This window comes from Streptomyces sp. NPDC048434, assembly GCF_043200375.1.
Taxonomy (GTDB): Bacteria; Actinomycetota; Actinomycetes; order Streptomycetales; family Streptomycetaceae; genus Streptomyces.
In genome coordinates, this window is sequence record NZ_JBICXQ010000039.1 from 56623 (window position 1) to 78191 (window position 21569).

The following is a 21569-nucleotide window of genomic DNA, read 5'->3' on the forward strand; positions in this document are numbered from 1 at the left end:
GGCCTTGGGGAGAGCTCCGGGTCAGGCCGTCGCGGCCCTGGCGCGCAACCTGGATTTGTCCGGCTTGCCCACGGGGGTGAGCGGGATGGCGTCGAGCATGTGGACGACGGCCGGGGCGTACAGGGCGCCCGCGCGCTCGGTGACGAAGGCGCGGAGGGCGGCGGTGTCCACACGGTGGCCCGGAGCGAGGACGACCGCGGCATGCACCTCCTCGGCCTCGTCCGCCCCGCGCACCCCGTAGACGGCGCAGTCGGCGACCGCCGGATGGGTGTGCAGCAGGTCCTCGACATCCGCCGGGTGGACATGCCCGCCCACGACGATGATCAGGTCCTTGACCCGGTCGACGAGGTAGAGCCGGCCCTCGTCGTCCAGCACACCCACGTCGCCGGTGTGCAGCCAGCCGTCGTCGTCCAGCACCTGCGCGGTCAGCTCGGGCTGCTTCCAGTACCCGGTCATCACGCCGGCGGAGCGCACAAGGATCTCGCCCGGCTCCCCCACCGGCAGATCGCGCCCGTCCGCGTCACGGACGGCGAGCGTCACGCCGGGCAGTGCGCGGCCGACGGTGATCCGTCCGCCGGGTCCGGTGCGGAGGTGGTCCGCCGGCCGGGCCTGGGTGATCGACATGGCCTCGGCCTGGCCGTACAGCCCGAACAGGACCGGGCCGAAGACCTCGGCGGCCCGCGCCAGTCGCGAGGGGGAGGCCGCACAGCCGCCGTAGGAGATACGGGTGAGGGAGCTGAGGTCGGTGGTGGGGAGGGTGGGGTCGTCGAGGAGCCGGTAGAGGAGTGGGGGCAGCAGCCAGAGGTGGGTGATGCGGTCGCGGGCGACGGCGGCGAGTACGGCGGCGGGGTCGAAGGCGCGGTGCAGGACGACGGTGCCGCCGGCCGCGAGCGTGACATCGGCCAGCACACCCGCGAGGTGGGCGAGCGGGGTGCAGGCCAGGAAGCGGGGCGGATCGCCGGCGGCTTCCATGCGCTGGTGGAGCACCATCCCGGCGTACGGGGCGTGTGCCATCCGGACGCCCTTGGGGATGCCGGTCGTGCCACCGGTGTGCCGGAGGCACCAGTCGTCCTCGGGGCGGGCGGCGCTCGGCACCTCTGGGGTGACGGGGAGTGCGGCACAGGCGGCGAGCAGGTCGGCGCCCAGATCGGCGGCCGCAGCCCCGCTCCCCAGGGTCATCACCTCGGGGGCCGGGCCCCGGGTGTGGTGGAGCAGCGCCCGTGCGGTGTCGTGGAGGGCCGGGTCGACCAGGAGCAGGGCGGCCTCCGCGCTCGTGGCGATCCGGGCCAGGGTCTCGGCGGCCATACCGTCGTAGAGGAAGACCACACGGGCGCCGAGGAGGCCCACTGCGTAGCGTGCGGCGAGCACCTCGGGGCGGTTGCCGCTGAGGAGGCAGACGGTGCGGCCGCGGCCGATGCCGCGGCCGGCGAGCACCGCCGCCATGCGGTGGACGGTGGCGTGCAGGGCACCGGCGGTGATCTCCTCGCCGCCCTCCCCCACGGTCACCGCGGTGCGGGACGGGTCACGGGCGAGGGCGGCGAGGAGGGCGTCGGCATAGCTGGTGAAGCCGGTGGCGGGCGTCATGGCGGTGGGGTCCCTTGGTCCGGTGACAAGGCGGGTGACCACGCGGGTCACGGCCATGACGCTACGGACGTTCGCTCATGCCCTCCACGACCAATATCGCCATGTGGTCATGACCCGTGAGGCATGAGAGGGGGGAGCGATTCCTCCGCCGCCGCGAGGATTTCGGTGACCCGGAGGCCGAAGTGGACGTCGCAGGCGTTGGGCAGACCGGCCCCGGCGGCGGCGAGCAGGGCGTCGACGGCGCGGTGGTAGGCCACTTCGGGGCCGTCCTGGCGACGGGGCAGGGAGGTGATGCCCGCGGTGCCGCGGAGGGTGACCTCGACGCCGGACGCCGCGGCGGGCGCGGTCAGACCGAGCGTCGCCGAGCCGGCCGCCCCACTGCTGTGACGCATCGTCAGCAACACGGCATCGGCCGGGCCCCGGACCGCGGTGACCGCTTCCGCATCGCCGAGGACCGGCAGGAGCACCGACAGCGCATGCGGGCCGACGTCCCACAGGCCGCCCTTCTCGCGGCGCCAGGGCGAATCGGCGTACGGGCTGGCGCTGTCCTCGGCGAAGACCGAGCCGAGCCAGTCGGCATGGGCGGTGAACCAGCCGCCGACCGCGGCCTGGGCGGCGATCCACTCCCCTTCCTGCTCCCCGAAGCGCGCCGTGAAGAACACCACCGAGGCGATGCCCGCCCGGTCGGCGGCCGTGGCGACGGCGCGGGCCTCGGGCACGGAGGTGGCCACCGGCTTGTCCAGGAGGAGATGGCAGCCGGCCTCGGCGGCGCGGACCGCCAACGGGGCCTGGACGGACGGCGGCAGGGCGATCGCGACGGCGTCGCAGGCCTCGAACAGCTCGTCGGGGGACTCGTACGGGCGGGTGCGGTGGGCCTGGGCCAGCGCGGCGGCGGCCTCCGCTCTGCGCCCCCAGATGCCGGTGAACTCGACGCCGGGGTGGGCGGCGAGGGCGGGGGCATGGACGCGCCGCGCCCAGGGTCCGGTGCCGAGGAGTCCGATGCGCGGGGTCGTCATGGGGCCAGTGTCTCGCGCAGCGCGGACCGGAGCGCGGATTGGGCTCCGCCGGCGCCGCGAGCCGAGGGGACGGTGGCCCGTCGCCCACGCCCTCGGCCGGGGTGCCGGCGCCGAGCCCGCCCCACGCCGTAATCCGTATGCCCCGCCCGCCCGGCCGGTGTTACGTTGCACCGGCCGGCCGCGGGACTCCGGTGCGACTTCCGGACCTGCTCTGCAAAGCAACGATTCGCTGCTCGTGCCCCCACTCCCCGGCCGGCATCCGACTACGGGGGAGAGGGCGTGGACAGCTCAGCGGACCGGGTGGCGGCCGAGGACGTGCTGCTGTTCGTCAATGCCGCCATCACCTCCACCGGGCAGCACGAGTTCCACTCCGGCGCCTATGAGCAGCGGATGTCGCTGGACTTCCTGCACGACTATGTGCGGGTCAACTACCGCCCGCTGTACGCCGCTTCGCTCGCCCTGGACATCAACGACCACAATGCGGCGCTGATCGTGCGCCGGCTCCTGGAGACGGCGCGGGAGGCGACGACGGAGGAGCGGCATGTCGAGGGGCGGCTGATCGCGGCCCGGCTGGCGCGGCTGCCGGCGCCGCGCGTCTACCGCCTGTTCCGTGCGCTGCGCGCCGCCAAGGTCAACAACCGCCGTACCCGCGCCGTCATGCGCGACTGGCTCGCCGCGCGCCCGGATCCTGCGCTGGACGCGGTGAAGTACCGGAGCGGCCTCAAGTGCGCGCTGCGGCATGCGCATCTGCCGCCGCCCGGTGGGCGCGGAGGTGACGGCGAGCTGAGTGACTTCCTGTTCGCGCCGGGCCGGCGCAAGCAGTACGCCACCCCGCTGCTGGACTCCTGGCGGCGGGCGCACTACCAGCAGAAGGCCCTGTACGAGCTGCCGTTCACCGTCGCCGAGGGGTTCGCCGCGGCGCACCGCATCGACCGCCGCGTCTTCCTGGAGCGGATCGCGCCGCGGATGACGCGGCTGGAGCGGCTGCGGGTGCAGGCGTCGGCCCGCAGCCGCGGTGCCGACGTGGCCGCCGACCTGTCCCGGATGCCGCTGACCCGGCTCGCCGCGTACGTCCTGGGGCTGCCGCTCGACGACCGCATCGCGCGCCGTGCCGAGCTGACCGGCGCGCTGCGGACCGCGGCGGGGCGTACGGCGGGCGCACAGGCCGGGACCTGGGGCCGGGTGGCCGCCGTACTGGACGACAGCTTCTCCACGACCGGTTCGCGGCAGAAGCGGCGCCGTCCGCTGGTGACCGCGCTGGCCTGCCACTTCCTGCTGGAGGCGCTCGCCGGGTCGTACCTTCCGCTGTGGACGTCGGGGCGGCAGGACGCGCTGCTCGCCTACCCCTACGGGGCGACGCCGCTGGGCATGCGGCTGCTGGACGCGCTGGAGTACGCACCGGAGCAGCTGGTGATCGTCTCGGACGGCTTCGACAACGCGCCGCCCGGCCTGGCCGGGGAGGTGCTCCGGGTGTGGCGGACGAGGCTCGATCCGCAGGGCCGTACCTCCGTCGTGCACCTCAACCCGGTCTACGACGCCGAGGACTTCGACGTCCGCAGGCTGGCCGCCCGGGTGCCGACCGCGGGGGTGCGCAACGCCGAGGATCTGCCGGCGCTGGTGCAGCTCGCACGGTTCGCGGAGGGGCGGACGGGCCCGGCCGAACTGCGGGCCCATCTGGACGACAGGGTGCGGCGGTTCCTGACCGCGGAAGCGGCGCCGGATGGGCCGGATGCGCCGGACGACGGGGAAGGAGGTGCGGGGTGAGCAGGCTGGATCTGGACGGGCTCAGCGCCCGTCCGCCGCAGCGATGGGGTGCGGTGCGGCTGGTGCCGCTGGTGCGCGCGGAGCCGATCTGCGAGCTGCGGCTGCACCGTGAGCTCTACCGGGACGGGCCGTGGACGGTACGGGCCGACCGGCGGACGTCCTACACCTCGTACATTCCGCATGGATATGTGGCGAACTGGACCAGCGACGGCACACCGGCGGCCTCGTACGGCTCGCAGTTGGGCGCGGAGCGCGGACCGGTGGTCTGTGCGCCGCTGCACTTTCCGCGCAAGCTCGTACAGAAGCGCGGCCGGCGCTCCCGGCCGGCCGGCGGCGCCTCGGGCGGGCTGCGGTTCCTGCCGCTCCACCTGGCGCTCGACGGCTATCTGGCGCTGCACTTCGGGGGGCCGCCGATCGTGTGGGAGGAGTGGACCCGGCGGGCGGTGCGCGACGGCCTCTCGCCGCGCGCGGAGCGGGCGTACCAGGGCGAGTCGGTGCCCGGCCTGGAGGATGCGCTGCGGGTCTTCGAGATCCATCCGGGACAGTGCGGGGTGATGGTGTACCTCGCCGACGCCCTCGCCGCCGCCTTCGTGGTGCCGCACCCGGACGACTACCGGGCGCTGCACGCCTCGCTGCTGCAGGACATGTACGGCGAGCTGATGTACCAGTACGGGCTCTATGGCGAACCGGTGGCGGAGTTCCCGGTCCGGCTCGCCGCGGAGTACCTCACCTCGCTCGCGGAGCTGCGCGCCGCCGCCGGGCGGCGGCAGCGGGAGTGGGAGGCACAGCATTCCGGTCTGATGGCGGCCGAGCTGCTCGACGAGTCCTACGACGTGCGGGAGGTGCACCGGATGGGACAGTTCCGGCTGTCCCGCTTCCTGCCGCCGTTCGCACTGCACCGCGTCCAGCACATCGGCGAGACGATCACGGACGGGAAGGGGCGGGTCGCCTACCTCAAGTCGTTCCGGCTCACGGACAAGCAGGTCCGCCGCGGCCATGTGCTGCACCGGCTCGCGTCGCACGACTGGCACCCCGGGCGCACCGCGGAGGCGATGGGGATCACCGCCGAGGAGCTGACGCACCGGATGGAGCACCTGGGGTTCGAGGGGCTGTTGAAGCGGCGTTCCTGAGGTCTGCGTCACATCGGAAAGACATGAAGACGGGCACATTCGGTGCAAGAATCCAAGGCCCGCAAGCGAGAAACCCTTGGGAACGACAGGGTGTCCGGCTACGTAACCTGTGGTTCACAAACGGGCAACGGACGAGAAACGGCGGGTTGCGAGAGTGCGGCGGTACGCCCGCACCCGTACCTGCCCCGAGCTCGAAGAGGACCCCGTGACCATCAAGGCCGAGTACATCTGGATCGACGGCACCCAGCCGACCGCCAAGCTCCGCTCCAAGACCAGGATTCTGACCGATGGCAGCACGCTGCCGCGGTGGGGCTTCGACGGTTCCAGCACCAGCCAGGCCGAAGGTCACTCCTCGGACCTCGTGCTGGAGCCGGTGTTCAGCTGCCCGGACCCGATCCGCGGTGGTGACCACCTGCTGGTGCTGTGCGAGGTGCTCCACACCGACCTCACCCCGCACCCCTCCAACACGCGTGCGCTGCTGCGCCCGGTGGCGGAGCGGTTCGCCGGCCAGGAGCCGATCTTCGGCATCGAGCAGGAGTACACCTTCCTCAAGGGCGAGCGTCCGCTCGGCTTCCCCGAGGGCGGCGGCTTCCCGGCCCCGCAGGGCGGCTACTACTGCGGCGTGGGCGCGGGCGAGATCTTCGGCCGGGAGATCGTCGAGAAGCACCTCGACCTGTGCCTGGCGGCCGGTCTCGGTCTGTCCGGCATCAACGCCGAGGTCATGCCCGGCCAGTGGGAGTTCCAGGTGGGCGCGCTGCCCGCGCTGGAGGTCTCGGACCACATGTGGGTGGCGCGCTGGCTGCTGCACCGGGTGGCGGAGGACTTCGGCGTCACCGCGTCGCTGGACGCCAAGCCGGCCCAGGGCGACTGGAACGGCGCGGGCGCGCACGCCAACTTCTCCACCCGCGCGATGCGGGAGGGGTACGACGCGATCATCACCGCCTGCGAGGCGCTGGGCCAGGGCGACAAGCCGCTGGAGCACGTCCGCCAGTACGGCACCGGCATCGAGGACCGGCTGACCGGCGCGCACGAGACCGCCCCCTGGGACGCCTACTCCTACGGCGCCTCCGACCGCGGCGCCTCGGTGCGTATCCCCTGGCAGGTCGAGGTCGAGAAGAAGGGCTACATCGAGGACCGGCGCCCGAACGCCAACGTCGACCCGTATGTGGTCACCCGGCTGATGGTGGACACCTGCTGCACGGAGCTGGCGCGGCGCGATCAGATCTGACGTCTCCGCGACCGTGTGCGAGGGGCCGGGCCGGTGCGGTCCGGCCCGTTCGTCTGCCCCGCGTCGTCTGCCGGGCAGGTCAGGGGCCGCTTGTCAGTGGTGGCTGGCACGCTGGGGGCATGCTTGAGATCAGCGTCAAGACCGAGTCCGGGCCGGACCGTTCACGCCCGGCCGAGGCCGAACTCGCCGGGCTGCTGCGGCGGATCGGCGCGGACGACGACCATTTCGTGGTCGTCGAGCGGTTCCCCGAAGCGGACCAGGTGTTCGTGCAGACCTGGCGGGACGGCGACGGGCCGTTCACGGTCGAGTACCGCGACGGCGGGCCGGAGCGGCACTTCCGCGCGGAGAGCGGCGATGCGGAGCGGGTCGTGGCGGTCTTCCTGGACTGGGCGCGCGGCGGGGAGGCCTGGCGTACGGCGCTCGACTGGCAGGGGGCGGATCTGTACTCGACGCCCGGCCTGGCTCCGGAGACCCGCGCGGCCGCCGAGGAGCAGGCTCGCAAGGGCATCCGCGCCGGTTTCCGGGGCTTCCATGAGGTCGCGCAGGGCGTCTGTGACTCCTTCGGCCCCGAGGACCCCTCGGTCTCGCTGGACGAGGCGCGGCGGATCGTCGGGGGCCTGTGGGAGGAGCGGCTCGCCGAGCAGGCCGAGTGGCCCGAGGTGACCGACGCCGACCGGGTGGCGCAGGCCTTCGACACGCTGAATGCCCAGGGGCTGACCGCCCGGATGAACTTCGGCTGTTGCAGCAACTGTGCGCTGGCCGAGATAGGAGCCGAACGCGCCGACGGGGACCGGGGCTTCGTCTTCTTCCACTACCAGGACACCGAGTCGGCCGCGGAAGGCCATGGGCTGTCGGTCCGCTACGGCGCCTATGCGGATACCGGCGAGGCCTCCGCGGAGGACCGCGCCGGGGTCGGGCGGGTGGTGGTGGCGGCGTTCGCCGGGGCGGGGCTGCCGGTGCAGTGGGACGGCGATCCGGACCGGGTCATCGAGGTCGCGGCGCCGGACTGGCGCAAGCGGCTGCCGAGGACGGCCTGAGGTGCCGGGCGTCGCGTCGCGGATGAGGCCCGGTGCTCTCGCGTCGCGTGCCGTACCGCGCGTCCCGGCAACTGCCGCACCCCGTGGCCTGACGGGCGCCGTCCCCTGGGTCGCGCCGCTGTATGTCGGCGCCGTACAACTCGGTGCGTACGCCACCGCGCGGCTGCCCGGCCACCGGCGCAGGGAACTGCTGCGTACGCACTCCACCAACGTCCGGAATCTGCGGGCCGGCAGGTGGCAGACCCTGGTCACCAGCGCGGTATTCGTCGAGGAACCGCTGCCGGTGCCGTACGGCGCCGCGCTGCTCGCCGCCCTCGGCACGGCCGAGGCGCGATGGGGCGCACGGCGTGCGGCAGGGGTGTTCGCGGCCGGTCACGTGGGGGCCAGCCTGCTGGTCTACGCGGCCTTGCGCGCGCGAATACCGGGAGGCACTCCCCCGGCCACCGCCGGAGTCTCCCCCGTCCACCCCCCTGAGACCACGGGAGAGGATCCGCTCGCTGAGGCCACGGGAGAGGATCCGCCGGACGACGCGACCGCACGGGCCATCGACGTCGGAGCCAGCTATGGCTTCAACGCAACGGTGGGCGCCCTCGCCGCGACCGTCCCGCACCGCGGCGCGCGGGCCGCGGCGACGGCCGGCCTGCTGGCACTGGGGATACGGCCGGTGCTGCGCCGCGGGCGGACGTTCACCGACGTCGGGCATCTGACGGCGCTCGCGCTCGGGGTGGCGATGGGGACGGGGATGCGGGCCGCAGCGGGACGACGAACGGGGCGGCGAACGGGGGCGAACCCGTGAAACGGGGCGTGAGCCGCACACACCGAAAAGCACACACATATCGAAAAGAGGGGGGACATGCAGCGCATAGCGGATTCCGGCCACTCCCCCCGCAGCCGTGCGCTCGCCAACTCCGCTGCGGAAAAGCGGAGTCGGGAACGGATCACCTCCGGCCCCGGCACCTGCACGGCTCGTACGCGGCGGAATCCCGTCGAAGGGCCTGCCGCACGAGGGACAGATCACCGGCCGTCTGGTTCAATAGGGCCATGGCCAGCCTCACCGACACCGCGACAGGTCGCAGCGACCTTGAGCCTTTCTGGCCGTCCCGGCAGGCGCACGCATTCGACCGTCTGTGTTGCCGCGCGCACTGAGCGCGGGCCCGCACACGCCTCACCGACGCCGCTGACCGGCGTTTTACGCCCTGCCCGCGCGCACGACGTCCCCGACGCCCCTCTGCGCGAAAGAGCTGACTTCTGATGACGAACCTCCGTACCCTGACTGCCGGTTCCGCGACGGCCCCCCTCCCCGGCCACCCCGCCCCGCACCCCCATCGCCACCGGCTGCGCGCCGTGGCGCCGGACGAGGCCCACCCGTCACCCGCCACCACCCCGGGCGGAGGCGCCGCGCCGCACGGTGTCCTCTCGGTCGCCGAGCTGCTGGACTCCGGCGCCACCTGGCTCCCGGCCCCGCAGCACAGCCTGCCCGCGCTGCCCGGCCGGCCGCCGATGGTCGGCTACCTCGTCCTCGTACCGGCCGAGCAGGCCGCGACCGCGCCGCCGGCCGTCGAGCCCGCGGTGAGCGCGCCGACCGGCGACGAGATCGTGCGGATCGACCCCGAACAGCGCACCGCGCAGGTCCAGGGCCGGCCGCTGGACCTGACGTACCTCGAATTCGAGCTGCTGGCCCATCTGGTCGCGCACCCGCACCGGGTGCACACCCGCGACCAGCTGGTGACGACGGTGTGGGGCTACGGGCACGTCGGCGACGGCCGTACGGTCGATGTCCATGTCGCCCGGCTGCGCCGCAAGTTGGGCGCCGCGCACCGGTCGTCGATCGTGACGGTGCGGCGGGTCGGCTACAAGTACGTGCCGAGCATCTGAGGCCGGGGCTCAGACGCCCTCCCGGCGAGGTCGCGGCCGGGCGGGGAGCCGCTTCCCCGCCCGGCCGGACAGTGTGCGCATCCGGGGCCCGCACCGCTTCGGTGTGCCCCGCTCCCCGTCCTCCGGTGCGCCCCGGCGGTGCAGCCGGCCCACACAGACCGCCACCACCAGTCCGGTCCCGGAGGCCAGCAGCATCCCCTTGGCCGGGGAATCGCCGAGCGCCGTGCCGCCCAGACCGCCGAGCGCCGCGCTGCCCACCGCCCAGATGCTCGCGCCCACCGCGTCCAGCACGACGAAGCGGCGCAGCGGGAAGCGGACGCTCCCGGTGGACAGAGCGGCAACCACCCGGCCGCCGGGCAGGAAACGGCCCGCGATGACGAGCAGGGCGGCATGCCGTTCGACCCGCGCCCGTGCCCTGGCGTGCCGGGCCCGGCCGCGCTCGCCCCGCAGCAACCGGGCGATCGCGCGTGGGCCCGCGTACCGCCCCACGGCGTAGCCGAGGCAGTCACCGGCCAGTGCCCCGGCCGCCGCAACGCCCGCCAGCAGGGCGAGCAGCGGCAGGTCGGGGCCGATGAGCACGGCGACCAGGACGACGGTGGTCTCGCTCGGCATGAACGGCAGCAGCGCGTCGAGGCCGGACACCAACAGGACGACCAGCCACAGCCAGGGCGAGCCCAGCATGCTCTGCAGGGGCTCGGTGAGCTGGTCCAGTTGCTCAAACATGGGCCGGGGTATCCGGCGCGGCAGGCCCCGGCACGGGAGAGCCCGCTACCGGAACCTCCGGTACCGGCCCGGCTGACAGGAGTGCGGCGCGCGCCGCCGCCTGCCGTACCAGCGCCCCCGCTTCCGGCCGGCCGCCCAGCACCGCGCGCGCCGCCAGCTCCGCCAGCTCCCGCCGGTCCAGGCATCCGTCCGACGCCGTCAGCGCCGGATGTGCCGTGACGCGTACGGTCAGCGCACGGGCGGCGAGCACCCTGCGCAGCGAGGCGGCAAAGGTGTCCTCGCCGCAGAACGCGGCCACCGTGCTCGGCCGGCCCTGCTGGGTGTAGCCGAGGGTCACCGGACGGACCGGCGCTCCCGCGTCGAGTGCGGCCTGGAAGGTGGCCCGGCGGAAGATGCCCCGGTCGGCGGTGCACCAGGTGGTGGCCTGCGGGAAGACCGCCACCGAGCGTCCGGAGCCGAGCAGTTCGGACACCTCCCGGACGGTCTCCCGCAGCCGCCGGGGGCTCGTACGGTCGATGAAGTGCGTACCGGCTCTGCGGGCCAGGCCGCCGACGACCGGCCAGCTGCCGACCTCACGCTTGGCGAGCAGGGTGACCGGTTCGACGGCGAGCAGGGCGAGGATGTCGAGCCACGAGATGTGGTTGACGACGATGAGGGTGCCGGGGCCGTCGCCCGCGGTGAGCGCGGCCGCGCCCTCGACGCGGACCCCGAGCGCATCGAGCAGCGCTCCGGCGTGGGCCCGCAGTCGTACCGGATCGGCCATCCGCTCGCCGTCCGTCAGCGCCCGCCGTACGGAGCGGGCGAATGCGGCACCGCGCCGGGCTATTCGGGTCGCGGGTACGCGCGGCAGGGCGTGGGTGGCGCAGTCCGGGGTGCAGTCGGACCAGACGTCCCAAGGGCCGTTCACCGCTCCCCCAGGAAGTAGCGCCGATAGCGGTCGCCCAGCCGTTCCATGTCCAGGACGACGAAGAAGTCGGCGACGTCGAACTCCGGGTCGTGGGCGGGCGCGCCGCAGATGAACGCGCCGATGCGCAGATAGCCGCGGAGCAGCGGCGGCAGCTGGGCGAGGCTGGGGCGGCCGGGGACGGGGACGGTGGCGTGCCAGGGGTGGTGCGGGGTGGCCTGCAGCTCGGGCGGGGCGGCGTAGCGGGCGCGGCCCAGTCCCCAGGCGTGGGCGGCGGCGGTGCCGCCGTCGGCGAGCGGGACGGAGGCGCAGCCGGCGAGGTAGCGGTGACCGGAGAGCAGGGTGTAGCGGGCGAGCGCGGCCCACATCTGGGTCATGACGGCGCCGCTGCGGTGGTCGGGGTGCACACAGGAGCGGCCGGCCTCGATGAGGGAGCCACGCAGCCCCTCCAGCGCGCCGAGGTCGAACTCGCCGTCGGAGTACAGCCGCGGGCTGCGGCCGGGCGGCAGCAGCCGGTAGGTGCCGACCACTTCTCCGGTGGCGGTGTGGGTGACGACGAGGTGGTCGGCGAGGTCGTCGACGGCGTCGATGTCGTGGCCGGCCAGCGGAGAGTGCAGGGTCGCGCCCATCTCGTCGGCGAAGACCTGGTGGCGCAGCCGCTGCGCGGCGCGGATCTGCTCGTGGGTGTCGGCGATCTCCGCGGTGTAACCGGGGTCGGCGGGGGCGGCTGCTGGTGCGGGGGCGGGAGCGGTGCGGGGGACGGCGGCGGACGCGGTCGATGCCATGCTCATGGGAGCCCTCCTTGGGGAGTGGGGAGGCTGTGCGAGTCGACGGGCGGTGAGACAGCGGGACCGGCGGGCCGCACGGAGCAGCCGGTGAGCTGCACCGCGGTGGTGCCGGGTACACCCCTGGGGTGCCGGGTGCAACCCGATGACCTGGCCCTTCTCTACTCCGCAGACTGTTCCCGGGCCCGACGGCCGGGCGCGTGAAGCCCAGGGAGCGAATGGATGAGGCTCCGCAGAACACTGGTCGCCGCGCTCCGGGGGGGCCGGGGCTCGCACCCGCCGGGGAGGCGGGCGGGTCGGGCTGTTCGGGCGCCGGTGCCGCTGACGTCGGTGCTGGTCGCGGGGAGGGGGCGGGCTGCCGCCGGTCCTTGCCTACTTGGACCGCGAACGGCCTACCGTTAGCGTGCCCCCCGCACGGGACTGTTGTTACCACCGAGCCGTGGGGGCACACGTGAGCCGACCGTCACGACGCGCACTGTTGGGAACTGCCGGAGCGATCAGTGCCGGGGCGGCGCTCGGCGGGGCCGCCCCCGCCGACGACGGCACCGCGGCCGCCGGGGCCACCGGGGACGCCGCCCGCCGCCAGGAGCGGGCACCGGTCCATGACACCGCACCGGCGCGGGCGGCGCTGGCCCGGCTGCTGCCCCGGCACGCCGACCAGTTCCAGCTGGTGCCCCTCGCCCCGGACGGCGGCGCCGACCGCTTCCGGGTGGACGGCCGGGCGGGCCGGATCACCGTCTCCGGGACCACCCCCGCGGTGCTGCTGACCGGCGTCAACTGGTACCTCAAGTACACCTGCCGGGCCCATCTGTCCTGGGCCGGCGACCAGTTGGAGCTTCCCGAGAGGCTGCCCGCCCCGGCCTCGCCGGCCGAGCGGGCCACCTCCCTGCGCCACCGCTTCGCCCTCAATGACACCCATGACGGCTATACCGCCCCGTACGCGGACTGGCCGCACTGGGAGCGGATGATCGACGTGCTGGCGCTGCACGGGGTGAACGAGGTGCTGGTCACCCCGGGCGCCGAGGCCGTCTACCACCGGCTGCTGACCGACTTCGGCTACTCCGACACCGAGGCCCGCACCTGGCTCCCGGCGCCCTCGCACCAGCCGTGGTGGCTGCTGCAGAACATGAGCGGCTACGGCGGTCCCCTCAGCCGCCAACTGATCGACAAGCGGGCCGCGTTGGGCCGTAAGATCACCGACCGGCTGCGCGAGCTCGGCATGCATCCCGTCCTGCCCGGCTACTTCGGCACCGTCCCGGACGGTTTCGCCGCCCGCAACCCCGGGGCCCGGACCGTGCCGCAGGGCATCTGGTCCGGCCTCAAGCGCCCCGACTGGCTCGATCCGCGCACCGACGCCTTCGCCGCGGCCGCCGCCTCCTTCTACCGCCACCAGCACCAACTGCTCGGTCCCGCCGACCACTTCAAGATGGATCTGCTGCACGAGGGCGGCGACCCCGGCGACGTGCCCGTGCCGGACGCCGCCCGCGCCGTCGAGAAGGCGCTGCGCACCGCCCGCCCCGATGCCACCTGGGTGATCCTGGGCTGGCAGGACAACCCCCGGCGCGATCTGCTGGACGCCGTCGACCACGACCGGATGCTGATCGTGGACGGCCTCAGCGACCTGGACACGGTCACCGACCGGGAGCGGGACTGGGGCGGGGTGCCGTACGCCTTCGGCTCCATCCCCAACTTCGGCGGCCGCACCACCATCGGCGCCAAGACCCATATCTGGGCCGAGCGCTTCACCACCTGGCGCGACAAGCCGGGCAGCAAGCTCGCTGGGACCGCGTATATGCCGGAGGCCGCCGAACGCGACCCGGCCGCGTTCGAGCTGTTCAGCGAACTGGCCTGGCGGGAGCGCCCGGTGGACCGCGCCGCCTGGTTCGACGGCTATGCCGACCTCCGCTACGGCGCCCGCGACGACCGGGCCCGCGCCGCGTACGCCGCGCTGCGCACCAGCGCGTACGAGATCTCCAGCAAGGACGGCCGTCCGCACGACTCGGTCTTCGCCGCCCGTCCCGGCCTGGCCGCCCGCTCCGGCACGGTCTGGGCCACCCACACCCCGGCCTTCGACCCGGCGGCGTTCGACACCGCGTTCGCCGCGCTGCTGACGGTCCGCCCCGCGCTGCGCGGCAGTGATGCCTACCGCCACGATCTGACGGACGCCGCCCGGCAGGCCCTCGCCAACCGGTCCTGGCAGCTGATCGGGCAGCTCCAGGAGGCCTACCGGCGCAAGGACCGGGTGACGTTCCGTGCGCTGTCCGGGCTGTGGCTGCGGCTGATGCGGCTCAGCGACGAGGTCACCGGCGCGCACCGGCTGTTCCTGCTCGGGCCGTGGCTGGCGGACGCCAGGGCCATGGCGACCGGCGCCGAGGAGGAGGCGCAGCTGGAACACAGCGCCCGTGCGCTGATCACCACCTGGGCGGACCGGGCCACCGCCGACGGCGGCTCGCTCGCCAACTACGCCAACCGCGACTGGCACGGCCTGATCGGCGAGTTCCATCTCCCCCAGTGGCAGGCGTACTTGGACGAACTCGCGGACGCGCTGGCCGCGGACCGGCCGCCGAAGACCTTCGACTGGTACGCCCTGGAAGAGCCCTGGACCCGCGCGCGCACCAGCCATCCGCTGCGTCCGACGACCGATGCGTACCGCACCGCGCGGCGGGTCCACGACATCCTCGCCAAGGCCCCCTACCAGGGCACCGTCACGGTCACCGCCGACCCGTCCGCGCTGCCGCCGGGCGGCCGGGCCACCGTCACCGCGGCGCTGCGCAACGTCAACGGGCTCCGGGCGACCGGCCGGGTGGACTTCGCACTGACCGGCACCGAGGCCACCGCGTCGGGCCCGGTGTCGCTGCCGTCGCTCCCGCCCGGCGGCACCGGCCGGGCCCGTTGGCGGGTCACCGCCCCCGCCGGCCCCCTGAAGACCCCGCTGCAGCCGCTCCCCTACGACCTCACCGTCGACTACGGCCCGAAGGGTGAGCCACGGGTCAGCGCGGAGCGGCACGGCACCCTGTTCGTGGCGGGGCCGCTGGACCCGGAGCTCAGGACCGTCACCACCAATGCGGCGGTTTTCGGCCAGCTGGGCGACCGTCTGGCCGTCAACGGCGGGGGCGCGGACCTGTGGAAGGCCACCGCCGAGTTCGGTGCGGTCTACCGGCCGGGCGCGCTCACCACCGGCGCCTCGGTCACGGTCGAGGTGACCTCCCAGGACCCGACCGGCCCCTGGGCCCGCGCCGGCCTCGTCGTCCGCAACCAGCTCACCGCGCCGTCCGGCCCGGACGCCCTCGGCTTCCTCAACCTGTCCGTGACCCCCGCCAACGGCGTCGTGCTGTCCTACGACGCGAGCGGCGACGGCACCCTGGACACCTACCGGCGGATCACCGGCATCACCGCGCCCGTCCTGCTCCGCCTGACCCGCGGGAAGGACGGCGCGGCCGCCGGTACGTACACCGGCTCCTGCTCCACCGACGACGGCGCGACCTGGCGCGAGATCGCCACCGTCACCGTCCCCGGAGCCGCCGCCCGTCAGGACACCGGTCTGCACCAGTCCGCCGCCAACTCCGCGACCGGGGACCGCGGGACGGCGGAATTCCGCCGCTGGAAGCTCGCCTGACCGCCGCGTACGCTGACCGGGAACGGACCACGAGCGAGGGGATCACGGTATGAGTGCCGCAGCTGAGAAGGAGTGGCTCTACGCCCTCGACATCTCCGACGCCACCTGGCAGCGCGCCCCCGGCGACGCCGAGGAGGCCGTGGAGATCGCCTTCCTGGAGCGGGGCGCGGTGGCCATGCGCAACTCCACGGACCCCGACGTGGTACTGCGCTACACCGAGGCGGAGTGGCGGGCGTTCGTACTCGGCGCACGGGACGGCGAGTTCGACCTGCGGCGCTGAAGCCGGCCGGCCCGGCAGTCCCTGCGGCCACCGCGGTCGGCACCCCGCGGTGGCCGCGGCCGTGTGACGGTCACCCGTCAGGGGCACCCCGGGGGGCCGGTGACCATCACAGGAATCACTCGTTTCACCGAACGTGAAGCAGCAGCAAGCGACACCCCAGCGTCCGGACCGCACCTCCCCCGGCAGCCTTGAGGACATCGGTGACGTCATCGACGTCGAGCAGGCCGAGGCGGCGCTGGTCGAGCACTACCCCCGGCTGGTCCGGCTGGCCTATCTCGTCCTGCCGCCGGGCCAGGGCCGCAGCCGGCGGGTGCTGGCCGCCCATGGGGTGGTGCAGCGGACCCTGCCGCGGCAGCGCAGCTCCACCCGCGGACTGGGGCTGCCCGCCCAGCGCGTCGGCACGGACGCGGCGATCGACCCCGGCTACGCCTTCGTACGGCTGCGGGTGCTGCGGGCCGCCCTGGCCGCCGGCCGCTCGCGCCGGTGGCTGCCGGTGCCGCCGTCCCCGCTCCCCCAGGTCTGGGGCCTGCGGCTCTTCCCGCGCTCCGGTGGCGCCGATGAACTCGCGCTGGACCAGGCGCTGTCGGCGCTGTCCGGGCCGGGCCGGGCGGCGTTCGTGCTGCGCGATCTGGAGCGGCTGAGCGCGCCCGAGACGCGCCGGGTGCTGGAGGCCGCCGGGGTGGCGCAGCCCCGTGAGGCACTGGACGAGGCGGAGCGGGCCGTGACACCGGCCGGCAGCCGGGACCGGTCGCTGCTGGAGTCGCCGGAGTTCGACCCGTGCGCGCTGCAGGCCAGGCCGACGGACCTGATCCGGCGGCGGCAGCACGGCCGGGCGGTGCTGACGGCCGGTGTGGCGGTGCTGGTGTGCGGGGCGCTGCTGGGGCTGCCGGGCGACGGCTGGGGCCCGGACGGCGCCGCCGCCCCGCCGTACGCGCGAAACGCGGCGGCCGAAGCGGCGCTGGATCCCGGGAAGCTCGCGGTGACCTCCGCGACCGCCTGGAAGGACGCCGCACGGCAGGACTTCTCGGCCTGGCCCGCCCGCGGCGACCGGATCCACGACAAGGCGCTGCTGCGGCGGGCGCTGGCCGTGTGGGCCAGGCCCGGGGCCGGGGTACCGGTCTCGGCGACGCCCGGCACCCCGACCGGGCCGGCGGCCGGCCCGGCCCAGCTGCTGTTCGCGGGCGTGGTGGACCACGTCGTGGTGGTGCTCTTCCACGACGGGCTGCGGGTGGTGCGCTACGCGGAGGCGGCGGACGGCGAGGGGCAGAGCGACGGCACGGGCGCGGCGGTGGACTTCGCGCGTACCGACGGCGCGGCGGCGGACTCGGCGAGCGCGCTGGTCGTGAGCCGTACGCAGGGCAACATCCGGTATCTGACCGCCCCGTGGGTGAAGTCGGCGCAGCTGGTCGACCTGGTCCAGCCGGCCACGGCGGGCCGGCCGGTGCGGATCGGAGCGAACGGGACGACCGGCCCGGTGCCCACACCCCGGCCCGCGGAGAAGTGCACGACCTGGCCGGCGCTGCGGATGGGCGGCCATCTGCTGACCGACCTCGGTGAACTGACCCCGGCACGGCTGACGTACGGCACACCGCGCAAGCCGGGCAAGGTGACCGCGCCGCGGGCCAGGACGGCCTGGGCGCGCACGGCCTGCCAGCTGGCCGCGGTGCGCGGCCAGGGCGTCCGCGCCGTCAACTCCTGGGAGTTCGCCCGCCAGCCGCTGCCCGGGGGCGGGGGCAGCGCGGCCTGGCTGTGCACCCGCGCCGAGACCTGGCGCGGGCCGGGCAGCCGGACGATGGCCCAGATCCAGACACCGGCCCCGGCCGGGCAGCCCTATGCGACCGGCACGGTGGCGGCGCGCGCCGAGGGCGGTACGTCCTGCGGCCCCCGGGCACCGCGGGCCCTGGCCGGGGTGCTGTGGAAGTCCGCCTCCGGGCAGTGGTGGCTGTTGGCGGCGGGCAGCAGCCAGGTCTCCTCGATCACCACCACCGGCGGCCTGCGCGGCCAGGCTCCCGGCCGGCTGCTGGCATTCCCGGCGAAGGCGGGCGACCGGGCGGAGCTGAGGGGGCGGCTGGTGAACGGGAAGGGGATCGGAGCGGTGGGCTAAGGACGCGCAGGGCCGGCTCGCCGTACCGGGGGCCGGGCCGCCGTCCGCTGATCGGCCGCCGACAGCCAGAAGTACAGCGGCGGCAGGGCGAGTTCGAGGAGCGTCAGAACGATCTGGAACCACTGCGGCGATCCGTGGACCGCCATCGACAGGAGCCGGCCGACGCCGCCGAGCAGAGAGATGCCGGCGAGCCACCGCACCAGCGTGGACGGGATCGGCGACTGCCGCGCCGCCCAGATCCAGGCGAGGCCATAGCCGAGGAAGAGCGCCCCGTAGAACCGCTCCCGGCTGTCGACGGTCGCGCCGGCCGAGCCCTCGCCCGGTACCGAGCTATGGATCTCGACCGGCTCCCGGGCGGCGGCGAGGAGGGCTCCGCGGACCGGCCGCCCGAACCCGGCGACGTCCGTTGAGCTTTCGCCGTCCCAGGGGTATCGACAACTCCTTACCCGCCAGTACATTGACGCCATGTCTAATACGGCCTCGTTGCGGCCCCAGCCGGCCGCGTCCGAGCACACCCCGCTGAAGGCCCGCAACGTCGCCTTCGACTGGGCGGACACCCCGCTGCACTGGATACCCGGCGATCCGTCCAGCACCCACACGATCAATGTGCTGCATCTGCTGCTGCCGGCCGGTGAACGCTGGTTCGTGCAGGTGTACAAGCAGGTGCTGCCCGCCATCCGGGACCCCCGGCTGCGCGCGGAGGTGATCGGGTTCATCGGGCAGGAGGCGATGCACTCGCAGGCACATGACAACGTCCTGCCGCATCTCAAGGCGCAGGGGCTGGACCCCACTCCGTACACCGCGCAGGTCGACTGGCTCTTCGAGAAGCTGCTCGGGGACCGCACCCTGCCGCCGGGCCGGGCCCGCCGGTGGTGGCTGCTGGAGCGGGTCGCGACGATCGCCGCCATCGAGCACTACACCGCGTTCCTGGGCGACTGGGTGCTCAACGCCGGGGCGCTGGACGCCCGGGGTGCCGATCCGACGATGCTGGATCTGCTGCGCTGGCACGGTGCGGAGGAGGTCGAGCACCGGTCGGTGGCGTTCGACCTCTTCCTGCATCTGGACGGCGGCTACCGGCGGCGGGTCCGCACCTGGGCCACGGCGTTCGCCGCGCTGGTGTTCCTGTGGCAGCGGGGCGTCCGCTTCTTCATGTCCCACGACCCCTCGCTCGACGACGGCACGGCCGGCTTCCGGGAGTTCTTCCGCGGCGGGAGGGAGGGGGTGCTGCCGACCGCCGGGGCCATGGCCCGGTCCATTCCGCAGTACCTCGGCCGTTCCTACCACCCCTCCCGTTACGGCAGCACCGCGCAGGCCCTCGCCTATCTCGCCGGATCCCCTGCCGCGACCGCGGCCGAGGCCCGTACGCCCGGAGGTGCCTGAGATGGCCCGGATACCAGGTGTCCGTACCGTCGTGGTGGTCGGCGCCGCGGCGCTGCTCGCCCGGCGGGCGCTGCGCCGCCGCGTCCAGGCGTCCCCGCTGTGGCCGTTGCCCGCGCTGGAGCGCCCGATTTCGGGGCAGGGCCGCGCGGACACGGCGGCACGGCGGTTGCGGGTGGCGGAGCGTACGGAGGAGGCCGAGGGGGTGGTCCGGCTGCGCCTGGAAGGGGAGGACCTTCCGGGCTGGGAGCCGGGGGCGCACCTCGATCTGGTGCTGCCGTCGGGCGCCGTCCGCCCGTATTCGCTGTGCGGGGAGCCCGCGACGCCCGGCTCGTACACCATCGCCACCCGGCTGATCGAGGACGGCCGGGGCGGCTCGCGCGAGGTGCACGAGCACCTGCACGAGGGGGCGGTCGTCGAGGTCCGTGGGCCGCGCAACCACTTCCCGCTGCGGGACAGCCCTGCCTACGTCTTCCTCGCGGGCGGTATCGGCATCACCCCGATCCTGCCGATGGTGCGGCAGGCCGAGCGCGAGGGCGTGCCGTGGCGGCTCGTGTACGGCGGGCGGTCGCGGGCCTCGATGCCGTTCCTGGCGGAGATCGAGAAGCTGGCGGGGGCCGGCGCGGACCGGGTGACCGTGGTGGCCGAGGACGAGGACGGGCGGCCCGATCTGGCGGCGGCGCTCGCCGGTGCGCCGCCGCATGCGGCCGTCTACTGCTGCGGCCCCGGGCCGCTGATGGACGCGGTCGCGGCATTGCTGCCGGCCGTGACCGAGGGAGTGACGCTGCACACCGAGCGGTTCGCGCCGGCCGCCCCCGCCCCGGCGGGCGAGGACGTGCCGTTCGAGGTGGAGTTGCGGCGCACCGGCCGTACGGTCCCGGTGCCCGCGGACACCAGTGTGCTGCGGGCGATCCGCGCGCAGGCGCTGCCCGATCTGCCGTACTCCTGCGAGCGGGGGTTCTGCGGCACCTGCCAACAGCGGGTACTGGCCGGAGAGGTGGACCACCGCGATGACCTGCTGACGGACGCCGAGCGCGCGGACTCGCTGCTGATCTGTGTCTCGCGGGCACGCGGCGGGAACCTTGTGCTCGATCTGTGATTCCACCTGTGATTCCGTGCCGCGCCCCGGATCGTTAGGCTGGCCCGCATGACCACCGGGACACGTCGCAGGATGGGCGTCGAGGAGCGGCGTGAGCAGCTGATTGCCGTCGCACTCGGCCTCTTCAGCCACCGTTCCCCCGAGGACGTGTCGATCGACGAGGTCGCCGAGGCGGCCGGTATTTCCCGGCCGCTGGTCTACCACTATTTCCCGGGCAAGCAGCAGCTGTACGAGGCCGCGCTGCGGCGGGCCGCCGAAGAACTCACGGCCCGGTTCGTGGAGCCGCACGAAGGCCCGCTCGGTGCCCGGCTGTTGCGCGTCATGGAGCGGTTCTTCGACTTCGTCGAGGAGCACGGTCCCGGGTTCTCGGCGCTGATGCGCGGCGGCCCCGCGATCGGTTCGACCCGCACCAGCGCCATGATCGACGGCGTCCGGCAGGCGGCCTACGAGCAGATCCTCGCCCATCTCGGCATCCCCGACCCCGCCCCGCGGCTGGAGTTGGTGGTCCGCTCGTGGATCTCGCTGGCCGAGACCACCGCGCTGCTGTGGCTGGACGGCGGGCCGATCCCGCGTACGGAGCTGGAACGGCAGCTGGTGCACGACTTCGCGGCGCTGGCGGCGGTGAGCGCGGCGTATGACGCGCGGATGGCCCAGGTGGTCCGCCAGATCCTGGCGGACGAGCCCTCGGACGGGATGTTCGCCGATCTGGTGGGGCGGCTGGCGGCGCTGCCGGCCGCTGCGCTTGGCGGGGTTCCCACGTTTTCGGCTGTCCGGCCGTAGGGGGTTCTCGCCTCTCCGCTGCGCTTGGCTGTTTTCCCACGTTGCCGGCTGTCCCGCCGTGGGGGTTTGTCGCCGTTGCGCCTGTCCGCTGCGCTTTGCGGCCCGGCCCGCGTTGTCGGCTTTCCCGCCGCGGGCGTTGTTCGCCGTTGCGCCTGCGGCGGGCTGGGGCCGCTGCGCGGGGCTGTGGGTGCGGTGACGGGCCGGAGGGGCCTGGTGTGTGGAGTGCTGGGGGTTTCGTCCACACCCCCGGCCCCCCCGGCCCCGCCC

Annotated in this window: 18 protein-coding genes; 12 read left to right on the forward strand and 6 right to left on the reverse strand. The window is 74.2% G+C overall.

Going from position 1 to position 21569, the window contains the following annotated elements:
* Positions 1-21 precede the first annotated feature (21 nt).
* Positions 22-1584 carry an AMP-binding protein gene (locus ACGFWI_RS34790; RefSeq protein ID WP_393910069.1) on the reverse strand — a complete coding sequence of 521 codons (1563 nt, stop codon included), beginning with the start codon at positions 1582-1584 and terminating at the stop codon, positions 22-24.
* 107 nt (positions 1585-1691) lie between these two features.
* Entirely contained in the window at positions 1692-2600 is a 909-nt protein-coding gene (locus ACGFWI_RS34795; protein WP_393910052.1) for a Gfo/Idh/MocA family protein, read from the reverse strand.
* 279 nt (positions 2601-2879) lie between these two features.
* Between ACGFWI_RS34795 and ACGFWI_RS34800 the strand changes: the two genes are divergently transcribed.
* From ACGFWI_RS34800 to ACGFWI_RS34825, 6 genes are all read left to right on the forward strand, one after another.
* Positions 2880-4364, forward strand: a complete 1485-nt coding sequence (locus tag ACGFWI_RS34800; RefSeq protein WP_393910053.1) for a hypothetical protein — start codon at positions 2880-2882, stop codon at positions 4362-4364.
* Positions 4361-5494 (forward strand): hypothetical protein, encoded by a 1134-nt coding sequence (locus ACGFWI_RS34805; RefSeq protein ID WP_393910054.1) that lies wholly within the window; start codon positions 4361-4363, stop codon positions 5492-5494. Before ACGFWI_RS34800 ends, ACGFWI_RS34805 begins: the two co-directional genes overlap by 4 nt.
* Before the next feature lie 205 nt (positions 5495-5699).
* Complete coding sequence (gene glnII, locus ACGFWI_RS34810) at positions 5700-6722, forward strand: glutamine synthetase (protein WP_393910055.1); 1023 nt, start codon at positions 5700-5702, stop codon at positions 6720-6722.
* A 119-nt stretch (positions 6723-6841) separates the two neighbouring features.
* On the forward strand, positions 6842-7759 hold the full coding sequence (locus ACGFWI_RS34815) for a DUF6891 domain-containing protein (RefSeq protein WP_393910056.1): 918 nt from the start codon (positions 6842-6844) through the stop codon (positions 7757-7759).
* Positions 7760-7781: 22 nt separating this feature from the next.
* Positions 7782-8555, forward strand: coding sequence for a rhomboid-like protein (locus ACGFWI_RS34820; RefSeq protein WP_393910057.1), 774 nt, complete (start codon positions 7782-7784; stop codon positions 8553-8555).
* 455 nt (positions 8556-9010) lie between these two features.
* A complete protein-coding gene (locus tag ACGFWI_RS34825) occupies positions 9011-9634 on the forward strand; it encodes a winged helix-turn-helix domain-containing protein (RefSeq protein WP_393910058.1) in 624 nt (207 codons plus the stop codon).
* 9 nt (positions 9635-9643) lie between these two features.
* Here ACGFWI_RS34825 and ACGFWI_RS34830 read toward each other — a convergent pair whose 3' ends face one another.
* Genes ACGFWI_RS34830 through ACGFWI_RS34840 form a run of 3 tightly spaced genes read right to left on the reverse strand, consistent with a single transcriptional unit; the run spans position 9644 to position 12052 of the window.
* Positions 9644-10357: a DedA family protein gene (locus tag ACGFWI_RS34830; protein ID WP_393910059.1), complete on the reverse strand. Its 714-nt coding sequence runs from the start codon at positions 10355-10357 to the stop codon at positions 9644-9646.
* On the reverse strand, positions 10350-11264 hold the full coding sequence (locus ACGFWI_RS34835; protein ID WP_393910060.1) for a lysophospholipid acyltransferase family protein: 915 nt from the start codon (positions 11262-11264) through the stop codon (positions 10350-10352). The genes ACGFWI_RS34830 and ACGFWI_RS34835 overlap by 8 nt, the downstream gene beginning before the upstream one ends.
* On the reverse strand, positions 11261-12052 hold the full coding sequence (locus ACGFWI_RS34840) for a GNAT family N-acetyltransferase (protein WP_393910061.1): 792 nt from the start codon (positions 12050-12052) through the stop codon (positions 11261-11263). Before ACGFWI_RS34840 ends, ACGFWI_RS34835 begins: the two co-directional genes overlap by 4 nt.
* A gap of 445 nt (positions 12053-12497) precedes the next feature.
* On the opposite strand from ACGFWI_RS34840, the gene ACGFWI_RS34845 reads away from it, so the two are divergent.
* From ACGFWI_RS34845 to ACGFWI_RS34855, 3 genes are all read left to right on the forward strand, one after another.
* Positions 12498-15662 carry an alpha-N-acetylglucosaminidase TIM-barrel domain-containing protein gene (locus ACGFWI_RS34845; RefSeq protein WP_393910062.1) on the forward strand — a complete coding sequence of 1055 codons (3165 nt, stop codon included), beginning with the start codon at positions 12498-12500 and terminating at the stop codon, positions 15660-15662.
* Between the two features lie 49 nt (positions 15663-15711).
* Positions 15712-15942 (forward strand): DUF397 domain-containing protein, encoded by a 231-nt coding sequence (locus ACGFWI_RS34850; protein WP_393910063.1) that lies wholly within the window; start codon positions 15712-15714, stop codon positions 15940-15942.
* A gap of 133 nt (positions 15943-16075) precedes the next feature.
* Complete coding sequence (locus ACGFWI_RS34855) at positions 16076-18046, forward strand: hypothetical protein (RefSeq protein ID WP_393910064.1); 1971 nt, start codon at positions 16076-16078, stop codon at positions 18044-18046.
* Here the strand turns inward: ACGFWI_RS34855 and ACGFWI_RS34860 are convergent.
* A complete protein-coding gene (locus ACGFWI_RS34860) occupies positions 18043-18513 on the reverse strand; it encodes a DUF4345 domain-containing protein (protein ID WP_393910065.1) in 471 nt (156 codons plus the stop codon). The genes ACGFWI_RS34855 and ACGFWI_RS34860 overlap by 4 nt on opposite strands.
* On the opposite strand from ACGFWI_RS34860, the gene ACGFWI_RS34865 reads away from it, so the two are divergent.
* Genes ACGFWI_RS34865 through ACGFWI_RS34875 form a run of 3 tightly spaced genes read left to right on the forward strand, consistent with a single transcriptional unit; the run spans position 18512 to position 21302 of the window.
* Positions 18512-19426 (forward strand): metal-dependent hydrolase, encoded by a 915-nt coding sequence (locus tag ACGFWI_RS34865; RefSeq protein ID WP_393910066.1) that lies wholly within the window; start codon positions 18512-18514, stop codon positions 19424-19426. The genes ACGFWI_RS34860 and ACGFWI_RS34865 overlap by 2 nt on opposite strands.
* 1 nt (position 19427) lies before the next feature.
* On the forward strand, positions 19428-20522 hold the full coding sequence (locus tag ACGFWI_RS34870) for a PDR/VanB family oxidoreductase (protein WP_393910067.1): 1095 nt from the start codon (positions 19428-19430) through the stop codon (positions 20520-20522).
* Positions 20523-20570: 48 nt separating this feature from the next.
* Complete coding sequence (locus tag ACGFWI_RS34875) at positions 20571-21302, forward strand: TetR/AcrR family transcriptional regulator (RefSeq protein ID WP_393910068.1); 732 nt, start codon at positions 20571-20573, stop codon at positions 21300-21302.
* Positions 21303-21569: the final 267 nt, after the last annotated feature.